The 21867-nt window shown below is 70.7% G+C and carries 25 protein-coding genes; 9 read left to right on the top strand and 16 right to left on the bottom strand.

Annotated features, from left to right (window positions below; all coding sequences use genetic code 11):
• Nucleotides 1-45 precede the first annotated feature (45 nt).
• From EEJ42_RS53855 to EEJ42_RS17365, 4 genes are all read right to left on the bottom strand, one after another.
• Nucleotides 46-171 (bottom strand): hypothetical protein, encoded by a 126-nt coding sequence (locus EEJ42_RS53855; protein WP_257232042.1) that lies wholly within the window; start codon nt 169-171, stop codon nt 46-48.
• A 285-nt stretch (nt 172-456) separates the two neighbouring features.
• Nucleotides 457-1866 carry an LmeA family phospholipid-binding protein gene (locus EEJ42_RS17375; RefSeq protein WP_246096823.1) on the bottom strand — a complete coding sequence of 470 codons (1410 nt, stop codon included), beginning with the start codon at nt 1864-1866 and terminating at the stop codon, nt 457-459.
• Between the two features lie 118 nt (nt 1867-1984).
• Entirely contained in the window at nt 1985-2245 is a 261-nt protein-coding gene (locus EEJ42_RS17370; protein ID WP_009716086.1) for an RNA recognition motif domain-containing protein, read from the bottom strand.
• Between the two features lie 117 nt (nt 2246-2362).
• The gene (locus EEJ42_RS17365) at nt 2363-3496 is read right to left on the bottom strand and encodes an NADH:flavin oxidoreductase (protein WP_123100824.1); all 1134 of its coding nucleotides are present in this window, start codon (nt 3494-3496) and stop codon (nt 2363-2365) included.
• A 93-nt stretch (nt 3497-3589) separates the two neighbouring features.
• Between EEJ42_RS17365 and EEJ42_RS17360 the strand changes: the two genes are divergently transcribed.
• Nucleotides 3590-4024 carry a MerR family transcriptional regulator gene (locus EEJ42_RS17360; RefSeq protein ID WP_123100823.1) on the top strand — a complete coding sequence of 145 codons (435 nt, stop codon included), beginning with the start codon at nt 3590-3592 and terminating at the stop codon, nt 4022-4024.
• Here EEJ42_RS17360 and EEJ42_RS17355 read toward each other — a convergent pair.
• Entirely contained in the window at nt 3984-4436 is a 453-nt protein-coding gene (locus EEJ42_RS17355; protein ID WP_063736770.1) for an Lrp/AsnC family transcriptional regulator, read from the bottom strand. The two genes, EEJ42_RS17360 and EEJ42_RS17355, sit on opposite strands and share 41 nt — an antisense overlap.
• Nucleotides 4437-4496: 60 nt before the next feature.
• Here EEJ42_RS17355 and EEJ42_RS17350 point away from each other — a divergent pair, with 60 nt between their 5' ends.
• A complete protein-coding gene (locus EEJ42_RS17350; RefSeq protein WP_425472921.1) occupies nt 4497-5288 on the top strand; it encodes a thioesterase family protein in 792 nt (263 codons plus the stop codon).
• On the opposite strand, the gene EEJ42_RS17345 is transcribed toward EEJ42_RS17350, so the two are convergent.
• The 4 genes from EEJ42_RS17345 to EEJ42_RS17330 all read right to left on the bottom strand — a co-directional run bounded on the left by EEJ42_RS17345 (nt 5254) and on the right by EEJ42_RS17330 (nt 7882).
• Complete coding sequence (locus tag EEJ42_RS17345; protein ID WP_246096822.1) at nt 5254-5736, bottom strand: GNAT family N-acetyltransferase; 483 nt, start codon at nt 5734-5736, stop codon at nt 5254-5256. The two genes, EEJ42_RS17350 and EEJ42_RS17345, sit on opposite strands and share 35 nt — an antisense overlap.
• Nucleotides 5730-6548 (bottom strand): class I SAM-dependent methyltransferase, encoded by an 819-nt coding sequence (locus EEJ42_RS17340; RefSeq protein ID WP_123100822.1) that lies wholly within the window; start codon nt 6546-6548, stop codon nt 5730-5732. The genes EEJ42_RS17345 and EEJ42_RS17340 overlap by 7 nt, the downstream gene beginning before the upstream one ends.
• Before the next feature lie 231 nt (nt 6549-6779).
• The gene (locus tag EEJ42_RS17335) at nt 6780-6980 is read right to left on the bottom strand and encodes a DUF397 domain-containing protein (protein WP_123100827.1); all 201 of its coding nucleotides are present in this window, start codon (nt 6978-6980) and stop codon (nt 6780-6782) included.
• 11 nt (nt 6981-6991) lie between these two features.
• The gene (locus tag EEJ42_RS17330) at nt 6992-7882 is read right to left on the bottom strand and encodes a helix-turn-helix domain-containing protein (RefSeq protein ID WP_123100821.1); all 891 of its coding nucleotides are present in this window, start codon (nt 7880-7882) and stop codon (nt 6992-6994) included.
• Nucleotides 7883-8063: 181 nt separating this feature from the next.
• On the opposite strand from EEJ42_RS17330, the gene EEJ42_RS17325 reads away from it, so the two are divergent.
• Nucleotides 8064-8483: an ATP-binding protein gene (locus EEJ42_RS17325; RefSeq protein WP_123100820.1), complete on the top strand. Its 420-nt coding sequence runs from the start codon at nt 8064-8066 to the stop codon at nt 8481-8483.
• The gene (locus EEJ42_RS17320) at nt 8480-8704 is read left to right on the top strand and encodes a hypothetical protein (RefSeq protein ID WP_123100819.1); all 225 of its coding nucleotides are present in this window, start codon (nt 8480-8482) and stop codon (nt 8702-8704) included. The genes EEJ42_RS17325 and EEJ42_RS17320 overlap by 4 nt, the downstream gene beginning before the upstream one ends.
• Here the strand turns inward: EEJ42_RS17320 and EEJ42_RS17315 are convergent.
• Nucleotides 8701-11703 (bottom strand): NACHT domain-containing protein, encoded by a 3003-nt coding sequence (locus tag EEJ42_RS17315; protein ID WP_123100818.1) that lies wholly within the window; start codon nt 11701-11703, stop codon nt 8701-8703. The two genes, EEJ42_RS17320 and EEJ42_RS17315, sit on opposite strands and share 4 nt — an antisense overlap.
• Nucleotides 11704-12029: 326 nt before the next feature.
• Here EEJ42_RS17315 and EEJ42_RS17310 point away from each other — a divergent pair, with 326 nt between their 5' ends.
• Nucleotides 12030-12632: a M23 family metallopeptidase gene (locus tag EEJ42_RS17310; protein WP_123100817.1), complete on the top strand. Its 603-nt coding sequence runs from the start codon at nt 12030-12032 to the stop codon at nt 12630-12632.
• Between the two features lie 46 nt (nt 12633-12678).
• Here the strand turns inward: EEJ42_RS17310 and EEJ42_RS17305 are convergent, their stop codons facing one another.
• Complete coding sequence (locus tag EEJ42_RS17305) at nt 12679-13266, bottom strand: TetR/AcrR family transcriptional regulator (RefSeq protein WP_123100816.1); 588 nt, start codon at nt 13264-13266, stop codon at nt 12679-12681.
• A 164-nt stretch (nt 13267-13430) separates the two neighbouring features.
• Between EEJ42_RS17305 and EEJ42_RS17300 the strand changes: the two genes are divergently transcribed.
• The 3 genes from EEJ42_RS17300 to EEJ42_RS17290 all read left to right on the top strand — a co-directional run bounded on the left by EEJ42_RS17300 (nt 13431) and on the right by EEJ42_RS17290 (nt 16186).
• Nucleotides 13431-15059: an MDR family MFS transporter gene (locus EEJ42_RS17300; RefSeq protein ID WP_281291463.1), complete on the top strand. Its 1629-nt coding sequence runs from the start codon at nt 13431-13433 to the stop codon at nt 15057-15059.
• A gap of 103 nt (nt 15060-15162) precedes the next feature.
• Nucleotides 15163-15627 carry a helix-turn-helix transcriptional regulator gene (locus tag EEJ42_RS17295; RefSeq protein WP_123100815.1) on the top strand — a complete coding sequence of 155 codons (465 nt, stop codon included), beginning with the start codon at nt 15163-15165 and terminating at the stop codon, nt 15625-15627.
• A 103-nt stretch (nt 15628-15730) separates the two neighbouring features.
• A complete protein-coding gene (locus tag EEJ42_RS17290) occupies nt 15731-16186 on the top strand; it encodes a VOC family protein (protein ID WP_123100814.1) in 456 nt (151 codons plus the stop codon).
• Here the strand turns inward: EEJ42_RS17290 and cseC are convergent.
• The 5 genes from cseC to EEJ42_RS17265 form a co-directional block, all read right to left on the bottom strand.
• On the bottom strand, nt 16183-17484 hold the full coding sequence (cseC, locus tag EEJ42_RS17285) for a two-component system sensor histidine kinase CseC (protein ID WP_123100813.1): 1302 nt from the start codon (nt 17482-17484) through the stop codon (nt 16183-16185). The genes EEJ42_RS17290 and cseC overlap by 4 nt on opposite strands.
• A gap of 9 nt (nt 17485-17493) precedes the next feature.
• Nucleotides 17494-18204 (bottom strand): two-component system response regulator CseB, encoded by a 711-nt coding sequence (gene cseB / locus EEJ42_RS17280; protein ID WP_009716065.1) that lies wholly within the window; start codon nt 18202-18204, stop codon nt 17494-17496.
• A gap of 9 nt (nt 18205-18213) precedes the next feature.
• Nucleotides 18214-18945, bottom strand: coding sequence for a hypothetical protein (locus EEJ42_RS17275; protein WP_123100812.1), 732 nt, complete (start codon nt 18943-18945; stop codon nt 18214-18216).
• Nucleotides 18933-19550: a SigE family RNA polymerase sigma factor gene (locus EEJ42_RS17270; RefSeq protein WP_123100825.1), complete on the bottom strand. Its 618-nt coding sequence runs from the start codon at nt 19548-19550 to the stop codon at nt 18933-18935. The genes EEJ42_RS17275 and EEJ42_RS17270 overlap by 13 nt, the downstream gene beginning before the upstream one ends.
• A gap of 253 nt (nt 19551-19803) precedes the next feature.
• Nucleotides 19804-20724 (bottom strand): HhH-GPD family protein, encoded by a 921-nt coding sequence (locus tag EEJ42_RS17265; RefSeq protein WP_123100811.1) that lies wholly within the window; start codon nt 20722-20724, stop codon nt 19804-19806.
• 239 nt (nt 20725-20963) lie between these two features.
• Here EEJ42_RS17265 and EEJ42_RS17260 point away from each other — a divergent pair, with 239 nt between their 5' ends.
• Nucleotides 20964-21827, top strand: a complete 864-nt coding sequence (locus EEJ42_RS17260; protein WP_123100810.1) for a hypothetical protein — start codon at nt 20964-20966, stop codon at nt 21825-21827.
• Nucleotides 21828-21867: the final 40 nt, after the last annotated feature.

Genomic DNA, 21867 nt, shown 5'->3' with positions numbered 1-21867 from the left:
GGGCCCGTGGCGTGATTGCCACGGGCCCGCCTTTCAGGGGGTGGGTCAGCCACCGATGGGGCGACGGGGCTGGCGCTGCTGCGGGGCCTTCGGGGCCGGCTTCGGGTGCTTCTTCTTCGCCGGGGCGGGCTTGCGGGCGGGCTTGACCGGGGCGATCTTCTTGAAGCTCATGAGGTTTTTCCTCTCGCTATGACGGAAATGCTTTTTCTTTTGTCTGGGCCGTTCGGCTTCGACACGGAAAACATTAGGAGGGCTATCCGTGAGTGAGTTCGGACTCGGCTGTGTGTTTGCCCAGAGCCGTCTGACGGATTTCTCAGGCGATCGCGGGAACCGCCGCGGACCCGTCTGCGTCCAGGCGTCCAGGCATGACGAAGGGGCCGGTGGCGGGATGCCACCGGCCCCTTCGAGAGGTCACCGCGCTATGTGAGAATCCTTATCTCCGCAGCATACGGAGGATTACGGCCGCTTTCCGAAGCCCATCCGGGTACCGGTGAGGTCGGCCACGATCCCATCCGGCTCCACACCGATGTTCTGAATCTTGATGTCCTTGGCCTTCTCCGGCAGCTGGAAGGAGAGCGACAGCTTCTCCGACAGCTCCGGCAGCTTGTACTTGGTCAGCGCGGCGGCCACCGTCGGGTCGATGCCGAGCTTCTTGACCAGCTCGGGGTGCTCGTTCGTCACGTCGACGAGGTTGACCTTCGTCAGCGCGGGCACGAACGACGGCGACCCGGTGATCTTGTCCAGCTGCTTGTCGTCCTGACGCGCCCGCCCGGCCGGTTCGGGAGCGATCCCCAGTCGCTCCGCCACCGACGGCACCTCCAGCAGCGCCCGCGCCTTCGCGGTGTCCTCGCTGATCTGCTTGGCCGCCTTGGGGTGCAGCCGCAGCCCGGCGTTCTTGCCCGGCCGGTAGGTGGCGATCCCGGGGATCTCCAGCCGCATGCCCGTCACCTCGGTGGAGATCCCCCGGTCTCCCTGGCGCTGTATGTGGGCCATCGCGTGCAGCGACACGTTCTGCCCGGCCACCGGCAGCTTGCCGTCCGCGCGCACCGAGTTGGGGCCGAAGGCCCGGAACCGCACCTGGGAGGCGCCCAGTTCCCGGTCGAGGTCCTCGAAGGCCAGCAGGACGTCGCCCTTCATGCGGTCCACCACGGCGCCCTTGATGGAGGTGGGCAGGTCGGCGTTCAGCCGGATGTCCTGGGCCTGGACGTTCACCTCGGCGAGCGAGACGCGGTCGGCCGCCACGTCGGGCACCGCCACGTCGACCTGCGTCAGCTTCTTGTCCACCACCTGGGTGAGGAACGGGAAGCCGTGGATGGTCACGTTGGGGGCGGTGGCCAGCTTGAGCTTCTTCTGGAGCGCGGCCTCCGCCTTGCGCTCCACGTACATCACGGCGCACCGGTCGGCCAGCACCGCCAGCGCCGCGAGCACCAGCACCCCGATGACCGCCTTCGCGGTGAGCGGCACCGCCTTGAAGCGCCCGCGGCCGCGCCGCCGGCCGCGCCGGGAGCGGCCGTGGTCGGGCGGCGACCACGGCTCGCCCTCCTCCCCGTTCACGCCGTCCTTGCCGCCGGCGCTGCCGAGGTCGGAGGTGTCGTCGTCATCCGGCTTCAGCCCGAGGCCGAGCGGGTCGTCCGGGTCGTACGGATCGGCCAGCTCGGCGAGTTCCTCGTACGGATTGCTGTACGGGGCGCTCGGCGCGTCGCGGTCCGCGTCGTGCCGAGCCTCGTGCTGCGCGGCGGCGTCGTCCGCGTGGCGGTGCGCGGCGTTCTCCGCGTCGCGGCGCGCGGCGCCGCGCGAGTCGTCGGAGTACGACTCGCGGTGAGAATTGTGGGGACGAGGTGAAGATATGCGTGTGGGGGATCGCATCAGCCAATACCACCACGCCACACTGCTCCACCCGCAAGTCCTAGCGGCGATACGTGGCGAACGGCACGCTCACGCAACGGGATCCGCCGTGCCGTCCGGTCACCGTCCCCGCACCCCGTCACCGTCCGCCGCGCGAAACCGCCCGTGCCTCGGTGACGGTGACGCACCGCCCGTTCATCTCCTGTCCATCCAGCTGGGCCATGGCCTTCTCGGCGTCCATGTCCGCCATTTCCACGAACCCGAACCCCCGCGAGCGCCCGGTGTCCCGGTCGGTGATGACGGTCGCGTCCATCACCGCCCCGAACGGCGCGAACAGCTTCTCCAGGTCGTCCTTCGTGGTCTGGTAGCTCAGATTGCCCACATGCAGCCGCTTCGACATGACCCGCTCTCCCTGCCTGCTCCGGGACGCCGTCAAGGTGGCGCCAATCGGGTCAATCGTCGCAGCGGGTGAGAAAGCGGGCCATTGTGATTGGGCTGAACGGTGACCCGGCCGGGCTCAGTGCAGGGTCTGGAGCTGATCGGCGGCGAACGGGATGAGCGCCTCCGTGTCCCCGCTGAGCACCTTGCGGGCCCACTCCGGGTCGGCGATCAGGGCGCGGCCGATGGCGATGAGGTCGAACTCGTCCCGCTCCAGCCGGTCCAGCAGGTTCTCGATGTTGCCCGCCACTCCGACCGTGGTCCCGCTCTGGAACGCCGAGGGGTCGAACTGCTTGTCGAGGCCGACGGAGCCGACGCTGATGGTGGCCTTGCCGGTGACCTTCTTGGTCCAGCCCGCCAGGTTCAGATCCGAGCCCTCGAACTCCGGCAGCCAGTAGCGGCGGGTGGAGGAGTGGAAGGCGTCCACCCCGGCCTCCGCGAGCGGGGTGAGGATCGCCTCCAGCTCCTGCGGGGTCCCGGCGAGCCGGGCTTCGTAGTTGGTCGCCTTCCACTGCGAGGTGCGGAAGACGATCGGGAAGTCCGCGGAGACGGCCTTGCGGCACGCGGCCACGATCTCGGCGGCGAAGCGGGTACGGGCGACCGGGTCGCCGCCGTAGCCGTCGGTGCGCTGGTTGGTGCGCTCCCACAGGAACTCGTCGATCAGATAGCCATGGGCGCCGTGCAGTTCGATGCCGTCGAAGCCGGTCCGCTCGGCGGCCGCCGCGGCGTCGGCGAAGGCGGCGATCACCGCGTCCAGGTCGTCCTGGGTCATGGCCCGGCCCGCGGGGTTGCCGTCAAGGCCGATGCCCGACGGGCCGACCGTCGGGGCGTCGGGGACCGGGCCCGAGCCCTCGGCGCGCGTCACCCCGACGTGCCAGAGCTGCGGCATGATCCGGCCGCCGGCCTGGTGCACCTCCGCCACCACGTTCTTCCAGCCCGCCAGGGCGTCCTCGCCGTGGAAGCGCGGCACCCGGACGCTGTCCCCCGCCGAGTCGTGGCCGACGTACGTACCCTCGGTGATGACCAGCCCGACACCACCGGCCGCCCGGCGCGCGTAGTACTGCGCCACATCGGCACCGGGGACGCCGTCCGGCGAGAACTGGCGCGTCATGGGCGCCATGGCGATCCGGTTCGGCACGGTGAGCCCGCCCAGGGTGAACGGGCGGGACAGGATCTGAGCCGCGCGGTCGGCGGCAGCGCTGCTGGCAGGCACGTGAATGCTCCTCGAAGCAGGATGTTGTTTCGCGGAGCTAAGCTAAAACCTGACGTTGACGTCAGGGGCAAATATCGCAGGGAGGAGACCTGAGTGCGCATCGGTGAACTCGCCGCGCAGGCAGGAGTGAGCGTACGGGCGCTGCGCTACTACGAGGAGCAGCACCTGCTGCACCCGGCGCGCAGCGCCAGCGGCCAGCGGCACTACCCCGAGAGCGCGGTCGACCGCGTCCACCTGATCCAGCAGCTGTACGCGGCGGGGCTGTCGAGCCGGACCATCGTGCAGCTGATGCCGTGCGTCGACACCGGTGAGGCGACCCCGGCGATGCTGGAACTGCTGCTCGCCGAGCGCGACCGTATCGAACGTCAGATGGGCGAGCTGGCCGAGGCCCGCGACCGGCTCGACACCGTGATCGCCTCCACCGAGGTGCGCACCTGTGTGCACCAGCCGCCCCGGCGCCAGCCGTCGCGCCACCAGCCGCCGCGGCTCACAGCGGCAGCGGGCGGTCCACGACGACGTCCTTCATGACGAGGGTGGAGCTGAGCCGCTGCACACCGGGGAGCGTGGCGAGGCGGTCGTCGTACAGCTCCTGAAAGGCGGGCAGGTCGCGGGTGACGACGCGCAGCAGATAGTCGGGGTCGCCGAAGAGCCGCTGCGCCTGGAGGACGTTGGGGATGGCGGCGACGGCCTGCTCGAAGGCGGCGACGGTGTCCCGGGACGCGTCGTGCATCGTGATGAAGACGAGGGCGTCGAAGGTGAGGCCGAGGGTGTGCGCGTCGAGGTGCGCGCGATAGCCGCTGATCGCGCCGGAGCGCTCCAGGGCACGTAGCCGCCGGTGGCAGGGCGAGAGGCTGAGGCGTACGCGCTCGGCAAGTTCCGTGACGGTGAGGCGCCCGTCCTTCTGGAGTTCGGCAAGGATTTTCCGGTCCACGTCATCCATGGGGAAGATTCTCCCTCGCTCTTACGGTGGTGTCGTCAACACCTGCCAAGGAGAGACCCGTTGGACAGCTATTTCGAGCGCACCGCCGAACACCGCTACAAGCCCACCGGCCACGTCGGCGGCGCATGGGCCTCCGACGAACAGCACTTCAGCCCGCTCGGCGGCCTGATCGTGCACGCCATCGACCGCCACCTGGCCGGGCGCCCGGAGACCGGGATGGTCCTGAGCCGCATCAGCTTCGACATCCTCGGACGCCTCGCCCTCGACGAGTGCGAGATCCGGGTGGAGACCCTCCGGCCCGGCCGCACCATCGAACTCCTCGAAGCCACCGTGCTCATAGCGGACCGCGCGGTGGTCCGGGCCCGCGCCTGGCTTCTGACGACCCTGGACACCGGCGCCGTTGCGGGCGGTGGCCATGACCGTCTCACCCCGCCCGACGCGCTCGCGCCGTGGGACATGTCCACCGTCTGGCCCGGCGGGTACATCGCCACCCTGGACACCCGGCCGCTCGCCCCGCCGCAGCCGGGCCGCGCCACCGTCTGGGTCTCCACCGGGGTGGACCTCGTCGCCGGAGAGACGGCGAGCCCGCTGGCGTCCTACGTCGCCCTGGTCGACACCGCCAACGGCATCGCCGTCCGCCAGCCGCCCACCGCCTGGATGTTCCCCAACGTGGACCTGACCCTCCACCTCCACCGGCAGCCCGAGGGCCGCTGGACCGGACTGGACACCAGCGTCGCCTTCGGCCCGACCGGCCAGGGCATCACCAGCACCGTCCTGCACGACCTCGACGGACCCGTGGGTCACGCCCAGCAGATCCTCACGGTCCGCCCCCAGCCCGGTGAAGCGCCTTGACCATGACCTGCTCCCCGGTCGCGCCGTCGGACGACAGATACACGAACCCGTTGCGCCGGTAGAGGGCGATGGCCGCGTCGTTGCCCGGGAGCACGCCGAGCGTCAGCGTCGTACCGCCCGAACGGCGCGCCCACCCCTCGACCGCCCCGATCAGCCGGTCGCCGACCCCGTGGCCCCGCGCCTCGGGGCCGACCCACACCGACCGCAGCTCCCGCACCCCGCCCTCGCCGGGCACCCCGCCCGCCACGCCGACGGCCCGGCCGTCCCGGAGGGCGACGACGTGGAACGCGCCCGGCATCTCCAGGCGGGCCCGCCACCGTTCCTCCCCGCCCCGGTGCCAGTCGGCGAGCGTGGTCTTGAACGCGTGCGGCGCGTCGGTCAGCGCGGCGAGCCGTACGTCCCGCCACAGCGGCCAGTCCTCGGGTGTGAGCACCCGTAGCCTCACCACTTGGTCGCGCGCACCGAATACATCAGCGGCAGCCGAGGATGCCCCTCGGGGAAACGGAAGACGGGCTGCTCGGCGGGCCCGGTGCGCTCCAGCACCGGATAGCGCTGGAACAGCGTGGTGTCGTGCTCGTGCAGGAACTCGATCCGCAGCCCCGCCTGTGCGAGGGCCGTCACCACGTCCCCCAGCGGGTGCTGCCACTGCACGGAGACGGTGTGGGCGAGCGGCGGCCCGTCGGTGTACGTGTGCGGCTCGTCCCACGTCGTGCCCTGATCGTCGAAGTAGTCCACCTCGACGCTCTTCCCGTCGTCACCCAGGGTGTCGGTGAACGGATGGAACTCCGCGAGGTACAGCACCCCGCCGTCGTTCAGCAGCCCGGCCACGACGTCCGCCCAGCGCGGGATGTCGGGCAGCCAGCACAGCGCGCCGAGCCCGGTGTACACGACGTCGAACCGCTCGCCGTCCAGCGCTTGTGCCGCGTTGTACACATCCGCCGTGACGAACCGCGCCTGCTTGGCGAGCCCAAGGTCGTCGGCCAGCCCGCGCGCGGTGCGGATGGCCGCCTCGGAGAAGTCCAGCCCGGTGACGTGCGCCGCCCCGCGGCGCGCCCAGGACAGCGTGTCCTGACCCATATGGCACTGGAGATGGACGAGCCGCTTACCGCTGACGTCCCCGAGTTCGTCCAGCTCGAAGCCGCGCAGCGTGCAGGCGCCGCCGCGGAACCCGGGCAGATCGTAGAAGTCGCTCCGGGCGTGGACCCGGACCCGGTCGTCCCAGTTCGCGCGGTTGCGCCGCAGCCAGTCGTCGTCCGTCATGGCGGGGACGCTAGTGGGTGCGCCTTCCGGCGCTCATCCGGTTTTCGGGCGGTGCGCGGTGGGTCCGGTGGTGGGTGCGGGGGCGGGGCCTCCGGGGCAGGGCCCTGGACCGTCTATTTACGGCGCCGTTGCTCGGAAGCGTGAAGTGAACGTCGGGCGATTGGCGCCGCAAATACACGTGGCGTCCAGGACCCCACCCCTGCGACCCCACCCCCTCCCGCCGTACGGCGTCTACCGCCCGGCGGCGCGGTCGAGGCGCCCCGCCTTGGCGGCCCGTATGAAGGCGCGGAGCGCGGCCGGGTTGGTGTGGATCACCGCGTGCGGCTCGTCGCTCTCGCGCATGCGTATGCCGTCGGCGGCGGTGGCCACTTCCACGCAGTTGGCGCCGACGTCTGTGCTGTAGGAGGACTTGCGCCACTTGAGGTCAGGCATGATCACGCTTCCTAGTAATGGCTGTAGAGGATGTGTTGGATCAGGCCAAGCGAATCCCGTACGTCATGGCTGATCGCGGAAGGACTGCCGTCCACTGGCGGGAGGGCTACGGAACCAAGCCGGTCGAAGTGCCTTCGGTACTGGGCGATCGAGTCCGGGTCGTGGCGGAGGGTGGACTGGCCGACGTGGTCCATTTGAAGCGTTTCCAGAACCCCGCCATGTGATGCGACCAGGCAGAAGGGCGTGTTCACCGCTGCAACACCGTCCGCCGTGAACGGCAGGACCTGAATCGTCACGTGCGGCAGTTCCGCCAGTTCCACGAGCCGCAGCAACTGCTTGCGTGTCACGGCAGAGCCGCCGAACCGCATATGCAGCGCGGCCTCGTGGATGACGGCATGGACCGCAGGTGGGTCTTCCGCGGTGAGCGCTGCCTGCCGACGCATCCGAAACTCGACCGCCCGGTCGATGTCCACGGGATTCGTCACCACATCGCTGACTCGGAACATGGCGCGGGTGTAATCCTCCGACTGGAAGAGGCCGGGGATGAACAGCGACTCGTAGGAACGAAGGCTGGTGGCCCGGGACTCAAGTTCAGCCAAGTCGAGGGCTGCGGCGGGCATGTCCTTCTTGTAGGCGCTCCACCAGCCCTTGCCCTTGTCCTCCGAGAGGCTGACGAGTGCTTCGGTGAGAGGTGAACTCGTGCACCCGTACGACTCGCAGAGCCGTCGCAGTCGGTCGGTTGCGATCGCGGTGCGGCCGCCCTCGATGTGGGTCAGGTGCACCCGGCCCATGTCGATGAGCGCTCCGGCCTCGTTCAACGTCAACCCCGCTTGCTCGCGCAGTCGTCGAAGCTCGGCGCCCAGTCGGCGCTGTCTTTCGGTGGGGCTGGTTCGCAGTGCCAACGGGGTCTCTCCTCAGGGTGTGGGACACAGTCTGCCGTTGGGGGGTGAGCCGGTCCACTGATTCTCGCGAGAAGGTTGAACTTGTCATCCCTAATCTCTACCGTATGTGTGGCGGCAGTCACGCAGCGGAGCTGAGGAGTGCCGCGCAATACCCATTCACGGAACGCCACGGAGGCGCCGCATGGGCGTACACGCCGAACTTCCGCTCCACTACACCCTCACCGCCCCCGCCCTCCCCACGGCCCCGCGCCTGTGCCGCGACTTCGTACGCGCCGTCCTCGCCGCCTCCGGCCTGGATCAACTCGCCGACACGGCGGCCATGTGCACGTCGGAGTTAGTCACCAACGTCCATCGCCACGGCAAGGGCGACGTACGGCTCGCCACCACGATTGAGCGCGCCCGGGTGCGGGTGACGGTTCACGACGACGGCCCGGCCCTCCCCTCGCCCCGCCGCGCGGCCAGCGATGAGACCAACGGGCGCGGGCTGTTCCTGGTCACGGCCCTGTCGGACGTCGTCGGCATGACCATCGACGAGCCGTCCGAGGGTACGGGCAAGGCCGTGTGGTTCGAGCTGAACGTCCCGCCCGAGAGTGCCGCATGAGCCCCGCGCCCGCCGAGCGGGTCGCCGAAATCCTCCGCGACGAACTCGCCGAGCATGGCGTACGGCTGCCCGAGATACGGGCGGACCTCGCGGACCCGCAGCAACCGCAACTGGTGATGGGCGCCGTCCCCCTCGGCACCGGCTTCGCACTGCTGCGACTGCTCACCGACTACCAGCGCCTGCTGAGGGCCGAGCGCGCCCGGCGGTTCCGGAGGAGCTAGTGCTCGGCCGGTTCGGCGGGCACGCCGACGCGGCGCTGGGGGAGCGGCTGTGCCTGGACGGTGACGCCCGGCAGCGCGTCGTCGTCCACGGCGTGTATGCCGCGCAGCGTGACCGTCTCCAGATGGCCGAGGGCACGCAGGGGGGCGAGGTCGACAGGGTGGGCGTCGGTCTTCTGGGCCTCGATGCGGAGGTGGCGGAGGCCGGGGAAGGATGCCACCACCCAGTCCAGGCTCGGGTCTCGGGTGTGGGAGACGAGGGTGAGCCGGGAGAGCTGGGGCAGGAAGTAGCCCGGTGGCGGGACCTGTCGGTCGACGGCGTTCATCCTGAGGTGGTCCAGGGTGGTGAGCCGCTCCAGGTTGTCGAAGAACGTACCGTTTCGGCCCGAGGCGAGGTCCAGTGTGGTCAGCGGCAAGCCCGCCAGCGGGGCCAAGTCTTCGACATGGGGGCACCTGGTCAGGGTGAGCACGCGCAGCCGGATGAGGGGCCGAAGGCAACGGAGGTCGGACAGGGTGACGTTGTCGTCCAGCCGCAAGTGGGTGAGAGGGCTGCGGTCGAGGGCGGTGAACAGGTCGGCCTCCCTGAAGTCGCCGCGCAGGAGCAGCATCGGGCGGGGCCCGGTGTCCTGGAGCATGCGCAGGTGTTCCACCGACTCGGCGACGAAGTACAGGTCGTCCGGGGCGAGGCGGGAGATCACCTCGGTGAAGTAGCGGATAGTGTCGAAGCGCTGCCAGCTCGCGGCGAGTTGAGCGCGCACGGGGAGGGATGGGTGCGTGCTGAACTGGCGCAGGTAGGGGATGGCGGCATCCGTGCCGACGATCGACGCCGTGATCACGCATCCTTCCGCTTCGGTGTCCGAGAGCCCATCCGGCCCAGGGAGCAGGGGAAGAACCAGCGGGCCCACGTTGGCGAGGTCGCGGGCGGCGCTTGAGCCCCTGGGCGGGATGATTGCGTCGGCGCGCCGCTTCACCTCGTCCCGCACCTGGGGGTCGAGGTCGGCCGCATGCTCCAGGCAGGCCATCGCCAGGAGGTGGAGCCGGGCCGTGCCCTGCGCGCTGCCGCGCTCCAGCAGCTTGGTGAGGAGTTCGACGCGCTCGCGCGGGCGGGCATGGGCGACCGACATGCGGAACACGTCTTCCCATTGGGTGTCGTCGGCGTGGCTGACCAGCAGGCCCACGTCCCACGCCTCCACCGCTGCCTTCGCGCCCAGGTAGTCCTGGAAGGTGCGGTGGACGAACTCGACGGTGCCCACCGAAGGCTCGCGCAGGAGGCCGCTGCGCAGCAGGAGGTGACGCAGGATGGCAGGGGCATCGCCGAGGGCTTGGGCCGTGGGGACGGATGGCAGGGCCTCGGCGACGATGCGCTCCGCCCGGTCACGGTCGAGTTCGGCCTCGCCGTTGCGGATCAGGTAGTAGGCGAGCCGCTGGAGGAGCTGGATCTGCGGCTCCTCCTCCAACTGGATGTCGCCGGACGCGTAGACGTGGCGCTCGGTGTCGCGGCGGGTGAGGAGCATGGAGAGCGCAGCGTCGTACAGGGCCTTGCGGCCGGGCGGCAGGTACCCACGGCGGGCGCGGTGGAGGGCGCAGATGAGGCCGCACATCAGGGGGTTGGTGGCGAGTCGGCTGAGGTCCTGCTTGGTGCGGACGGCCGTGTGGAGGGCGGCCTGGTACGCGTCGAGAGCCGTGCGCTCGTCGTCCGTACGACACGTCCGGCGCGCCGCGTCGTGCCAGCGGTCGATGAAGGCGGCCATGTCGTCGCGGCTCATGGGGGACAGCGCGAACTCGCTGAACTCCTGGGCGGCGAGCCAGTCGTCGGCGACGGCGGAGGGGCGGGAGGTGACGAGCCACAGGTTGCCGGGGTAGGCGAGGAGCAGGTCGGCCAGCCAGGCGCGGGTGCGCTCCCGGTCGCGTTCGGGGATCTCGTCGATGCCGTCGATCAGCAGCAGCCCGCGCCCGGCGGTGAGGACGCGGTCGGCCCAGCCGGCCGGCTGGGCGCCGTCCAGGGGGCAGTGGACGGAGGCAAGGAAGCGGGCGGGGGAGGGCAGGCCGTCCTGGCGGGCGATGGTGCGCAGCGGGAGGACGAAAGGCACGCGGCCGATCAACTGCTCCAGCCCGCGCGGCGGTTCCTGCCGGGCGGCGGAGACGGCGAGCCACTGGACGAGGGTCGTCTTGCCGGAGCCCGCGACCCCGCGCAGCAGGACGCGCTCGTGGCCGGAGAGGGCCCGGTCGGCGGGGAGGGTGGTGAGCGGGGCGCCGTCGAGGCCGTGTGTGTGTTCGTCCTGGGAGACGGCCTCCAGGCTGAGGTAGGCGGCGTCCAGGGGCCAGGTGGCCTCGGAGTGGCTGAGGTCGATGCCGACGATGGTCAGCGTGCCGTGCTTCTTGACGGTGTAGTCGGCGTACCGGCGCTCGAACGCGGCGTCCTGCGCGGACTGGGACGGGAGCCGCTCGATCAGGATGTCGATTTTGGTGATCAGCTCGGTGAGCTGACTGCTCTGCTCGACCAGGGTGCGGGCGACGAAGGTCGAGCGCTGGGTGAAGAAGTGCAGGATGTGCAGGCAGGCGGTGTCGAGGAGGCGCTGGTAGAGCACGGCTCCGGCCTGGCTGAGGTACCCCTTGCTGCCCTGGGCGAGGGCCGTCTCGATGAGCCGGTTGGCGAGGGCCCGGTGGCCGAGCCCCACCGCCTGTACGTCGTCCATGTCGAGGTCGCCCAAGGCGTGCAGGGTCGTCGCCAGGTGCATGGCGACCACTTCGTCCTCGTCGGCGGGGCAGGGCCGTTCGCCGGGACCCGCGTGCTGGGTGGCGCGGGCGACGAGTTCGGCGGCCAGCTTGTGCAGGTCGTTGATCTCGAGCGTGCTCTTCTCGCCCCGGAAGGAGACGAGGGACGAGATACGGACGGGCCGGTCCACCAGCCCGGCGCCCGGCCCCTCCTGTACGAACAGCTTCTTGACGAGCGGCGCGACGGCGCTGGACGCCAGGCGCGCGCCGATGACTGCGGGATCCACGTCCCATTCCCCCCGGTAGTGGTGGCTCCTGGCCGGACAGCATACCGGCGGGCCGGGACTTTGGTCCCGAAACGGACACCCGAAAGTCCCTGCGAAACGGGGACGAGGTGATATGCGGCACAGGGGACCCGCGACCTACTACGGGAATTAGGAATTGGCCGATTGTTGAGCGTATGTGCAGGTCAGAGTGCGTGGAATTCCGCACGGAAAAGGGTGCCCTGCGGGCCTGAACTACGCATCCGCTTAGTAGAAGCGCATCTTGGCCATATCGCGCGAACGGGATAACAAGGGGCGTCGTCTTCACGCATTCCCGGAGGTAGTCCCCTATGGCCCCGCGCGCCACCACCCGTCGTTATCCGCATTCGCATTCGTCCCTCGCGCGGGCCCGCGCCGCCGTGATCGCCGTGGGTGTGGGCGCCTCGCTCGCGCTCGGCGCCGGCGTGACGTTCGCCGCGGACGCGGCGGCCGCCGGCACCCCCGCGAAGGTCGCCGAGGCCAAGAAGAAGGCCGACGTCTGGGAGACCCCGGTCGCCAAGTACGCCCTGGGTGCCGCCTTCGGCCTGGCGGGCAACCTGTGGTCGCACAACCACAGCGGCCAGGACTTCGTGGTGCCCTCCGGCACCCCGGTGCGGGCCGTGCACACCGGTGTCGTCGTCAAGGCGGGCCCGAACGGCGCCGGTGACGGCCCCGCGTACGGCAACGCCATCGTGATCAAGCACGACAACGACACGTACACGCAGTACGCGCACCTCTCCCGGATCGACGTGCGGATAGGCCAGAGCGTGACCACCGGCCAGCAGATCGGGCTGTCCGGCAGCACCGGCAACTCGACCGGCCCGCACCTGCACTTCGAGGTCCGTACGACGCCGAACTACGGCTCGGCCGTGGGGCCGCTGACCTTCCTGCGGGAGCACGGCGTCAAGGTCTGACCGCCGGGTCGAAATCCGGCCGGTGACGCCCCGTCTCCCTCGGGCGTCACCGGTCGCCCAGGCGCTCCGCTGGCGCGTGTGCCTGGGCCAGAAGGTCGAGGGCGACTTCGAGGACGGCTTGCCGCTTCTCCTCGGGGTCGCCCTCGATCGTCTGCATCGCGAAGAGGCTCGCGTGGATGCTGAAGAGCGCCGTCGTGCAGCGGACCTGGTCGGTCAGCCCGGCGTCGGGGTCGCGGATCAGGCCGGACATCGCGATCATCCGGTCCTTGAAGAACTGGCCGATGCTCAGCTCGCGCACCGTCGCCTGGTTCTCCTGCATGAAGCGCAGCAGCGGTTCGACTCCGGTCAGGGCCGCGCTGTAGCGGCGCAGCAGCTCCTGCTTGGTCTCCAGGGTGCGGGGCTGCCGCTCGCCCCAGGCGATCAGCTCGTCGAGCGGCTCGCTCAGGTCCCGGAAGAGGCTGAGGACGATGTCTTCCTTGGTCTTGAAGTGGTAGTAGAGCGCGGCCTTGGTGACGTCGAGCTGTTCGGCGATCTCGCGCAGGGAGGTCTTCTCATACCCCTGCTTGGCGAAGAGGTCCAAGGCCACGTCCTGGATGCGCTGACGGGTGTCGCCCCGGCGCGGTGTGCTGCCCAAGATGCTCTCCTGTGGGGGTGGGGCCAGCCCTCTGAGCAGGCCGAACAAAACTTACTTGACGCCCGGCTAGTAGACGTCTTACCTTTCCTACTGTACTCAACTAGCCGGGCGGCAAGTAAGTGGCGCGTCACCGGAGCTCGTCGTAACCAGGGGGAGTGGAGATCATGTCCCAGAAGAAACAAGAAGGTGAAGCGCCACCCGCTTCCCTGCCCGCACAGGGCACCGCCCGGCCCGCTCCGGGCAAGCAGGGCAAGGAGCCGAAGACCCACAGCACCAGCGTGGTGATCCTGGCCCTCATGATCGCGATGCTGCTCGCGATGCTCGACAACATGATCGTCGGCACCGCGATGCCGACCATCGTCGGTGAGCTGGGCGGGCTCGAGCACCTCTCGTGGGTGGTGACCGCGTACACCCTGGCGACCGCCGCCTCGACCCCCATCTGGGGCAAGCTCGGCGACATGTACGGCCGCAAGGGCATCTTCCTCTCCTCCATCGCCCTCTTCCTCGTCGGCTCGGCCCTGTCCGGCATGGCCCAGACGATGGGTCAGCTGATCGGCTTCCGGGCCCTCCAGGGCCTGGGCGCGGGCGGTCTGATGGTCGGCGTGATGGCGATCATCGGCGATCTGGTGCCGCCGCGGGAGCGCGGTCGCTACCAGGGCATGATGGCCGGTGTGATGGCCGTGGCCATGATCGGTGGCCCGCTGGTCGGCGGCACCCTCACCGACCACCTCGGCTGGCGCTGGATCTTCTACATCAACATCCCGCTCGGTGCGATCGCCCTGTTCGCGATCAGCGCGGTGCTGCACCTGCCCAAGAAGCGTTACGAGGGGCGGATCGACTACACCGGCGCGGGCCTGCTGACCGTGGGCATCACCGCGCTCGTGCTGCTCACCACCTGGGGCGGCAACGAGTACGCCTGGGACTCGGCGCAGATCTTCGGGCTCGGCGCGGTCGGCGTCGCGGCGCTCGTGGCGTTCGTGTTCGTCGAGAGGCGGGTCGCCGAACCCGTCCTGCCGCTGCACATCTTCCGGATCGGCAACTTCTCGCTGGTCACGGTCATCGGCTTCCTCACCGGTTTCGTGATGTTCGGCTCGATGACCTTCCTGCCGCTCTTCCAGCAGACCGTCCAGGGCGCCAGCGCCACCAACTCCGGGCTGCTGCTGCTCCCGATGCTGCTCGGCATGATGGTCGTCTCGCTGGTCGCGGGCCGGGTCACCACCCAGACCGGCAAGTACAAGATCTTCCCGATCCTCGGTGGCATCCTGATCACCACGGGCATGTTCCTGCTGGCGCAGATGGACACCGAGACCACCCGCACCACCTCCGGCATCTACATGACGGTGCTCGGCGCGGGCATGGGCTTCCTCATGCAGACGACCATGCTGATCGCACAGAACAGCGTCGAGATGAAGGACATGGGCGTCGGCAGCTCCTCCGCCACCCTCTTCCGCACCCTGGGCGGCTCCTTCGGCGTCGCGATCCTCGGCGCCCTGTTCACCAACCAGGTGAACGACACCATGGCCGAGCGGGGCGGCGCGAAGGCCGCGGCCGCCACCTCCGGCAGCGCCCAGCTCGACCCGGAGAGCATCAAGCACCTGCCCCCGCCCATCAAGGACGCCTACACCCACGCCGTGGCCAGCGGCGCGCACCAGGTGTTCCTGTGGGGCGCGGTGATCAGCATCGTCGGCTTCCTCGCGGCCTGGTTCATCAAGGAGGTCCCGCTGCGCGCCGCCCCCAAGTCCGCCGACGGCGAGACCCCGGCCGATGTGACGCCGGTGGCCGAACCCGTCTGAACCACGACGCCCCGACCGACGCACTGGACGGCCCCGGCACCCCGCCGGGGCCGTCCGGCGTGCGGGGGGCCCGGTGTCGGTGGGGCGTGCCACCATCGGAGCCATGGTGACCACGCCGGGCGAGGCGCGGCTGGCGCATCTGCGCCGCCTGCGCCTCGCCAAGGACGCGATGGACCGCGACTGGGCCGAGCCGCTCGACCTGGACGCGGTCGCCGCGCACGCGGGGTATTCGCGCTACCACTTCATCCGCGCCTTCAAAGCGGTCTACGGCTCGACCCCCGGCCAGTATCTGAGCCGCCGCCGGATCGAGCGGGCCGAGGAGCTGCTGCGCTCGGCCAATCTCTCGGTCACCGAGATCTGCACGCTGGTCGGATTCAGCAGCCTCGGCACCTTCTCGACGAGCTTCAAGAAGCAGACCGGGCTGACCCCCAGCGCCTACCGGGACCGGCACGTCGGCCACGGCGCGGCGCTGATACCGGGGTGCTACGCGATGCTCTGGTACGGCGGGATCGACGCCCCGCCCGGGGACGGGGCCGAGGGCCGCAATTCCGAGGACCGCAACTCTTGAGAAGCGCGAGCGCCCCCGCGCTGCCTACCGTGGCGATGGCGCGAAAGCGTTCCATCCATCCCGGTATCCACCCCGATGTCGGTGAAATGCACGGAGGCGGCAAATGATCAAGGGAATGTCCATCGTCACCATCTGGGTCCTCGACCAGGACCGGGCGAAGGAGTTCTACACCGAGAAGCTTGGCTTCGAGGTCAGGACCGACATGCGCATCGGCACGGAAGGCGGCATGCGCTGGCTGACCGTCGGTGCCAAGGACCAGCCGGATGTGCAGCTCACCCTGATGGTGCCCGGCGCTCCGGGGCTCGACCCCGAGTCGGCCGAGGCGATCAAGAAGCTGGTCGCCAAGGGCGTGCTCGGCGCCGGGGTGCTCACCACCGACGACATCCACGGGGACTATGCGGCGCTCAAGGCGAAGGGCGTGGAGTTTATTCAGGAGCCCCAGGAGCGCCCGTACGGCACGGAGGCGCTGCTCCGCGACGACTCGGGCAACTGGTTCTCCTTCACCCAGCCGCGCGCCGAGCTGGACTTCGACCAGCCGTGGGACGGCTGCACCGGCTAGTCCGGGACCTCGATGACGGGGAAGCTGCCGGTGTTGGTGGGCGCCGACTCCGGCAGCCAGAGCACCGCCACCGCGCCGTCCTCGCCCTCCACCGCCGGGTCCGCGTTACGGAACGTCAGCCGCGCGCCCAGCACCCGGGCCTGGCCCGCGGCGATGGTCAGGCCCAGCCCATGGCCCTTGCCCGCCCGGTCCTTGCTGCCGGTGCGGAACCGGCTCGGCCCGTCCTTCAGCAGCGACTCCGGGAAGCCGGGCCCGTGGTCGCGGACCCGCAGCACCCGGCCCTCCACGGTGACCTCGAACGGCGGCTTGCCGTGCCGGGCGGCGTTGGCCAGCAGATTGCCGAGTATGCGTTCCAGCCGGCGCGGATCGGTGGAGACATGGGCGTCCCGGGCCACCACCGTGACCACGGCGTCCGGGGAGACCACGCGCACCCGGCGGGTGATGAACTCGGCGAGGTCGATCTCCTGGAGTTCGGCCCGCTCGGCGAAGCCGTCCAGCCGGGCCACCTCCAGCACGTCCTCGACCAGCGTGCGCATCGCCTGCGCCCGGTCCCGCACCAGCTCGGTGGGGCGGCCCGGGGGCAGCAGCTCGGCGGCGGTGAGCAGCCCGGTGACCGGGGTGCGCAGCTCGTGCGCGATGTCGGCGGTGACCCGGCGCTCCGCCTCCAGCCGCTCCTGGAGCGCCTCGGCCATGCCGTCGACGGCGCGCGCCAGGTCGTCGGTCTCGTCGCGCACCCGGCCGCCGATGGCGTCGCGCACCCGCACCTCGGAGTCGCCCTCGGCGAGCTTGCGGGCCGCGGTGGCGGCCTTGCGCAGCCGCCGCGAGAGCTGGTCGCCGATGAGCACGCCGAGCGCGATCCCGCCCAGCACCACCGAGACGGAGCCCAGGATCAGCACCCGGTCCAGGTCGTCCAGGACGGCGAAGCGGTCCTGGAAGCGGGTGTGGACCGACAGCACCTTGCCGTCGCGCAGTGGCACCGACGCCCACACCTCGGGGCTGCCGGTGCCGGAGTCCTCCAGATAGGTGGCGCGCTGCCCGCGGGCCGCGAACTTCCGCAGGTCCTCGGGCAGCCGCGGGTCGTCCAGCTTGGCGCCGAAGCCCAGCACCCGGGACTCCTCGTACCACTTCTGGGCGACCTTCACCCGCTCGTCCATCACCGTGCGGCTGTTGTCGAGCATCGAGACCCGGGCCGCGTTGTGGACGACGAGGCTCAGCGCGACCGCGACCAGCGCGCTCACCGCGGCGATCGCCAGGCTGACCTTCCAGCGCAGTCCGGAGCGGAGCGCGAGTCTCACCATGGTCCTGCTTCAGCCCCTGAGCTTGTAGCCGAAGCCGCGGACCGTCTCGATGCGGTCCTGGCCTATCTTGCCGCGCAGCCGCTGGACGTGGACGTCCACGACCCGGGTGTCCCCGCCCCAGCCGTACTCCCACACCCGCTCCAGCAGCCGGTCGCGGGAGAGCACGGTGCCGGGCGCGGCGGAGAACTCCAGCAGCAGCCGCATCTCGGTCGGCGTCAGCGCGACCTGCTCACCGCCCTTGCGGACCTCCATGCCCTCCGGGTCCACCTCCAGGTCGCCGAAGCGCAGCACCCCGCCCTCTGGCTCCTCGGGTCCCGGCTGTTCGCCGCCGCGGCCGCCGGGGCCGCTGGCGTGGCCGAAGCGGCGCAGCACGGCCCGGATGCGGGCGACCAGCACGGCGCCGTCGAAGGGCTTGGTGACGTAGTCGTCGGCCCCGGCCTCCAGGCCCAGCACCACGTCGATCGAGTCGGCGCGGGCCGACAGCATGATCACGGGCACGGTGGACTCGTCGCGGATCCGGCGGCACAGGCTGACCCCGTCCAGGCCCGGAACCATCACGTCGAGCAGGGCGATGTCGGGCCGGTCGGCACGGAACCGCTCCAGCCCGGTCAGCCCGTCGGGCGCGGCGGTCACCAGGAAGCCGTCGCGCTCCAGGGCGAGCTGGGTGGCCTCGCGGATGACGTCGTCGTCCTCGACGAAGAGCACATGGGTTTCGGCCACAGCCTCGGTTCAGCCTTCCGTTCCGTCGTCCTCGCCGCCGTCCCTCGCGGCGGCGCTGGGGGCGGGGTCGTCCGTGGGGCTGCTCTTGCTGTAGTCGGTGTGCCGGTGCCGGACCACGGTGAACGCCTGCCTGCTTTCCGCCCAACGGTAGGTGATGACGTCCTCGCGCGAGGGGCAGCAGACGGTGTCCCCCGAGGCGTACGAGAGCTTGGTGACGCTCAGATCGCCCTTGACGACGTCGGCGTAGACGGGCGGCTGCTCGTCCGTGAAGACGTTCTCGTACCGCTGTCCCACCTTGCGGTACACATACGAGCCGATGCCGAAGCCGTCATCGCAGCTCGTGACGTTGATGACGAGATCGGACGCGGCGGGGCCGGTCAGCTTCCCCCGGGACACCTCCACCGGGTAGCCCTTGACCGGCTGTCCCTTCGCGGCCGTCGCCGTGCACGGCTGGAGGTGCGACTTCAGGTCCCGGCCGACCTTCGGGTCCTCCTTGATCAGCCGCACCGCGTCGGCCTTCTGCACGGCGGGCGGCTTGGTCGTCGAACCGCTCGCGTACGAGCCCTTGTCCTGCGCGGAGGGCGAGGTCCACTGGGTGCGTGCGGGGCCCTCCGTCCGCACGCCCTGGCTGCCGGCGCTGCATCCGGCCAGCATCCAGCCCCCGGCTGCCGCGAGGCCCACGACCGCGCCGCCGGTGATCATGGCAGTCCTGCCAGGAGTGGCCTTGATCAGGCCGCGCACCGTTCCTGCCCCCGCTCCTGGCGGTCACGCCGGACCTGGTTCCTCGCCCGGAGCGGCTTCGCGGCGGCGGGCTCGCCCGCCGGCTCGCGGCCGAGCGCGCGGGCATCCAGCTCGCGGCTCTCCAGCTCCTGCCGCAGCCGCGCGAGCGCCCGGTGCAGCGTGCTCTTGACCGTGCCGGTCGACATACCGAGCGCCTCCGCCGTCTCCTCCGTCGTCATCTGCTCCCAGTGTCGCAGCACCACGACACTGCGCTGCTTGGGAGCCAGCACTCCGAGTATGTCCATCAGCAGGGCCCGGTCGGCGTGCTGCTCGGTGCCGTCCTCGACGCTGGCCTCCGGTAGCTGCTCGGTGGGCACCTCGTCCAGCTTGCGGGCGCGCCACCACTCGGTACGGGTGTTGATCATGACGCGGCGGAGATACGCGTCGGCGAGGGACTTGTCGGCTATCCCGTCCCAGCGGCCGTAGGTGCGCACGAGCGCGGTCTGGAGCAGGTCCTGTGCCTCGATCGGGTCCGGAATCAGCCGGCGGGCGCTGCGCAGCAGCGCGTCCTGCCGGTTGCGCACGTACTCCTCGAAGTCCAGAACCTCGCCGCTGCTGCCGTTCATCGTGCAGCCCTCCATCCCGCTGTCTTCCCCACGTTGAATGCCTGCCGTTCGGCGGCACGGGAAGGACGCTACGGAGGCGCTGTTGCGGCGCCATGTGCGTCAGCACGTCGGCAAACGCACAGCTACCCATAGGTTGTGTAACAGCGGAACCCGGTTCGACGGAGTGTCAGAACCGGGTCCTGGGAGTGTCACAGCTCTGTCACAGGAAGCCTGGTGAGGCCGTGAAACCGGGGTGCGGCAAGGGCGGTGCGGATCAGGTCAGCGGCAGCCGGTAGAGGCCGCCCGCGAGCGGTTCGACGAGGCCGTCGGAGACCAGTCCGTCGAGCGCCCGGGCCCGCTGCACCGGCTCGTTCCACACCTGGTCCAGCGCCGCCTGCGGCACCGGCGCGACGGCCTCCCGCAGCACCGCCAGCAGCTTGCCCCGCACCTGACGGTCCGTCCCCGCGTAACTCTGGCCGCGCCGCGGCGGGCCGTCGTGCTCCGGCGAACCGGCCCCGCGCCAGGCGCAGGACGCCGCGATGGGGCAGCGCGCGCAGTCGGGGGTGCGGGCCGTGCAGACCAGGGCGCCCAGCTCCATCGTGGCCGCCGCCCAGCGCGCCGCCGTCCGCTCGTCGTCCGGCAGCAGGGCGCGGGCGAGCTTGCGCTCGGCGGCGGTCGTGGCGTTCGGCGGGTACTGGACGCCGCCGACCGCCCGCGCGAACACCCGGCGGACGTTGGTGTCCAGCACCGGGTGGCGCTGGCCGTACGCGAACGAGGCCACGGCCGCCGCCGTGTACTCGCCGACCCCCGGCAGCGCGAGCAACTGCGCATGGTCCTCCGGTACGTCACCGCCGTGCCGCTCCCTTATGGCCGCCGCCGCGCCGTGCAGCCGCAGCGCGCGGCGCGGATAGCCGAGCCGCCCCCAGGCGCGGACCGCCTCACCGGGCGGCTCGGCGGCCAGGTCGGCGGGGCGCGGCCAGCGGGCGAGCCACTGCTCGTACACCGGCAGCACACGGCTCACCGGCGTCTGCTGGAGCATGAACTCGCTCACCATCACACCCCACGCTCCGGCCTCCGGGCGGCGCCAGGGGAGGTCGCGGGCATGGGCGTCGAACCAGTCGATGACGGGCCGGTGGAGCTCGGCACCGTCGGGGGTCGGGGTTGCGGCGGCCGGGGCGGCGGAAATGGCAGTCATCACATCCGATCCTGACACGGCGGAACGCCCGATGGGGGCCGAGGGCGCGGGCGTTCGGGTCGAGCCGGGGCAGATCCGAGCGAAACGGTGCAATTCAGGTGAGGTCGCGCGGTGGACGGCCGGGAACCGCCCGTGCTGTTGTCGCCCAGGTGGCCGATCCGGTCGGATGATGAGAAAAGTAGGGAGACCGGCGGCGGTTATTGGCGGGTCGTGGGGTCGATCTCCCATAGAGTTTCCGCGTGGGATCTCTGCGCAATCCGATCGGGCCGCTTCCCTCCTCCATCTACTGGCGGCGGAGGGCCGTTGCGCTGGCCCTGCTCGCCGTCATCGTGCTGCTCGTCATCTGGGCCTTCGGCTGGGGTGGTTCGGGCGGCGGCGGAAGCGACGAGGGCAAGGGGCCGGGCGGCGGCGGACCCGCGCGTACGATCACCCCCGGACCGACCACCTCCGGGCCGGTGAACAGCGAACGCCCCGGTGGGCGCGACGAGTCGGACACCGGCGGCACGGGTCCCGGCTCGGGTTCCGGCTCCGGCTCCGGCTCCGGTTCCGGTTCTGACTCCGGCGACGGCGGCACGGACACCGGGTCCGGCGGCGCGGGGGACGACGGCACCTCGGGCGGTACGGGCGGCACCGGCGACGGACTCGGCGAGGGCGACGGCCAGGGGCTGCCCGTCGGGTCGAGCCTGCCGGAGTGCAAGCGCGGCGACATCGACCTGACGGTGCGCAGCGTCAAGGACGCGAAGGTGAAGAACACGTACGAGCCGGATGAGAAGCCGACGTTCGAAATCACCGTGAAGAACTCCTCGAACAGCTCCTGCGCGGTGGACTTCGGCCGGGCGGCCGCCTCACTGACCATCACGGACGCGGACAACAAGCACGTCTGGGCCTCGGACGACTGCCCCGAGGGCACCGCCACCGCCCTGATCGAGGTGCCCGCCTCCGGCGAGACCAAGCGCACCGTGGAATGGGACCGCAAGCGCACCGCCGCCCACTGCGCGAAGCCGACCGGCAGCAAGACCGCCGCGCCCGGCACCTACCTGGTCGAGGCGGAGCTGGACGGCCTGGGCACGGCCAAGGTGTCCTTCGTCCTCGCCAAGGACTAACAGCAAGAGGGGGCCGGATCCGCCGACGCGGATCCGGCCC

The organism is Streptomyces botrytidirepellens, assembly GCF_003721215.1.
Taxonomy (GTDB): Bacteria; Actinomycetota; Actinomycetes; order Streptomycetales; family Streptomycetaceae; genus Streptomyces; species Streptomyces himastatinicus.
This window is presented reverse-complemented; position numbering and strand designations above follow the sequence as displayed.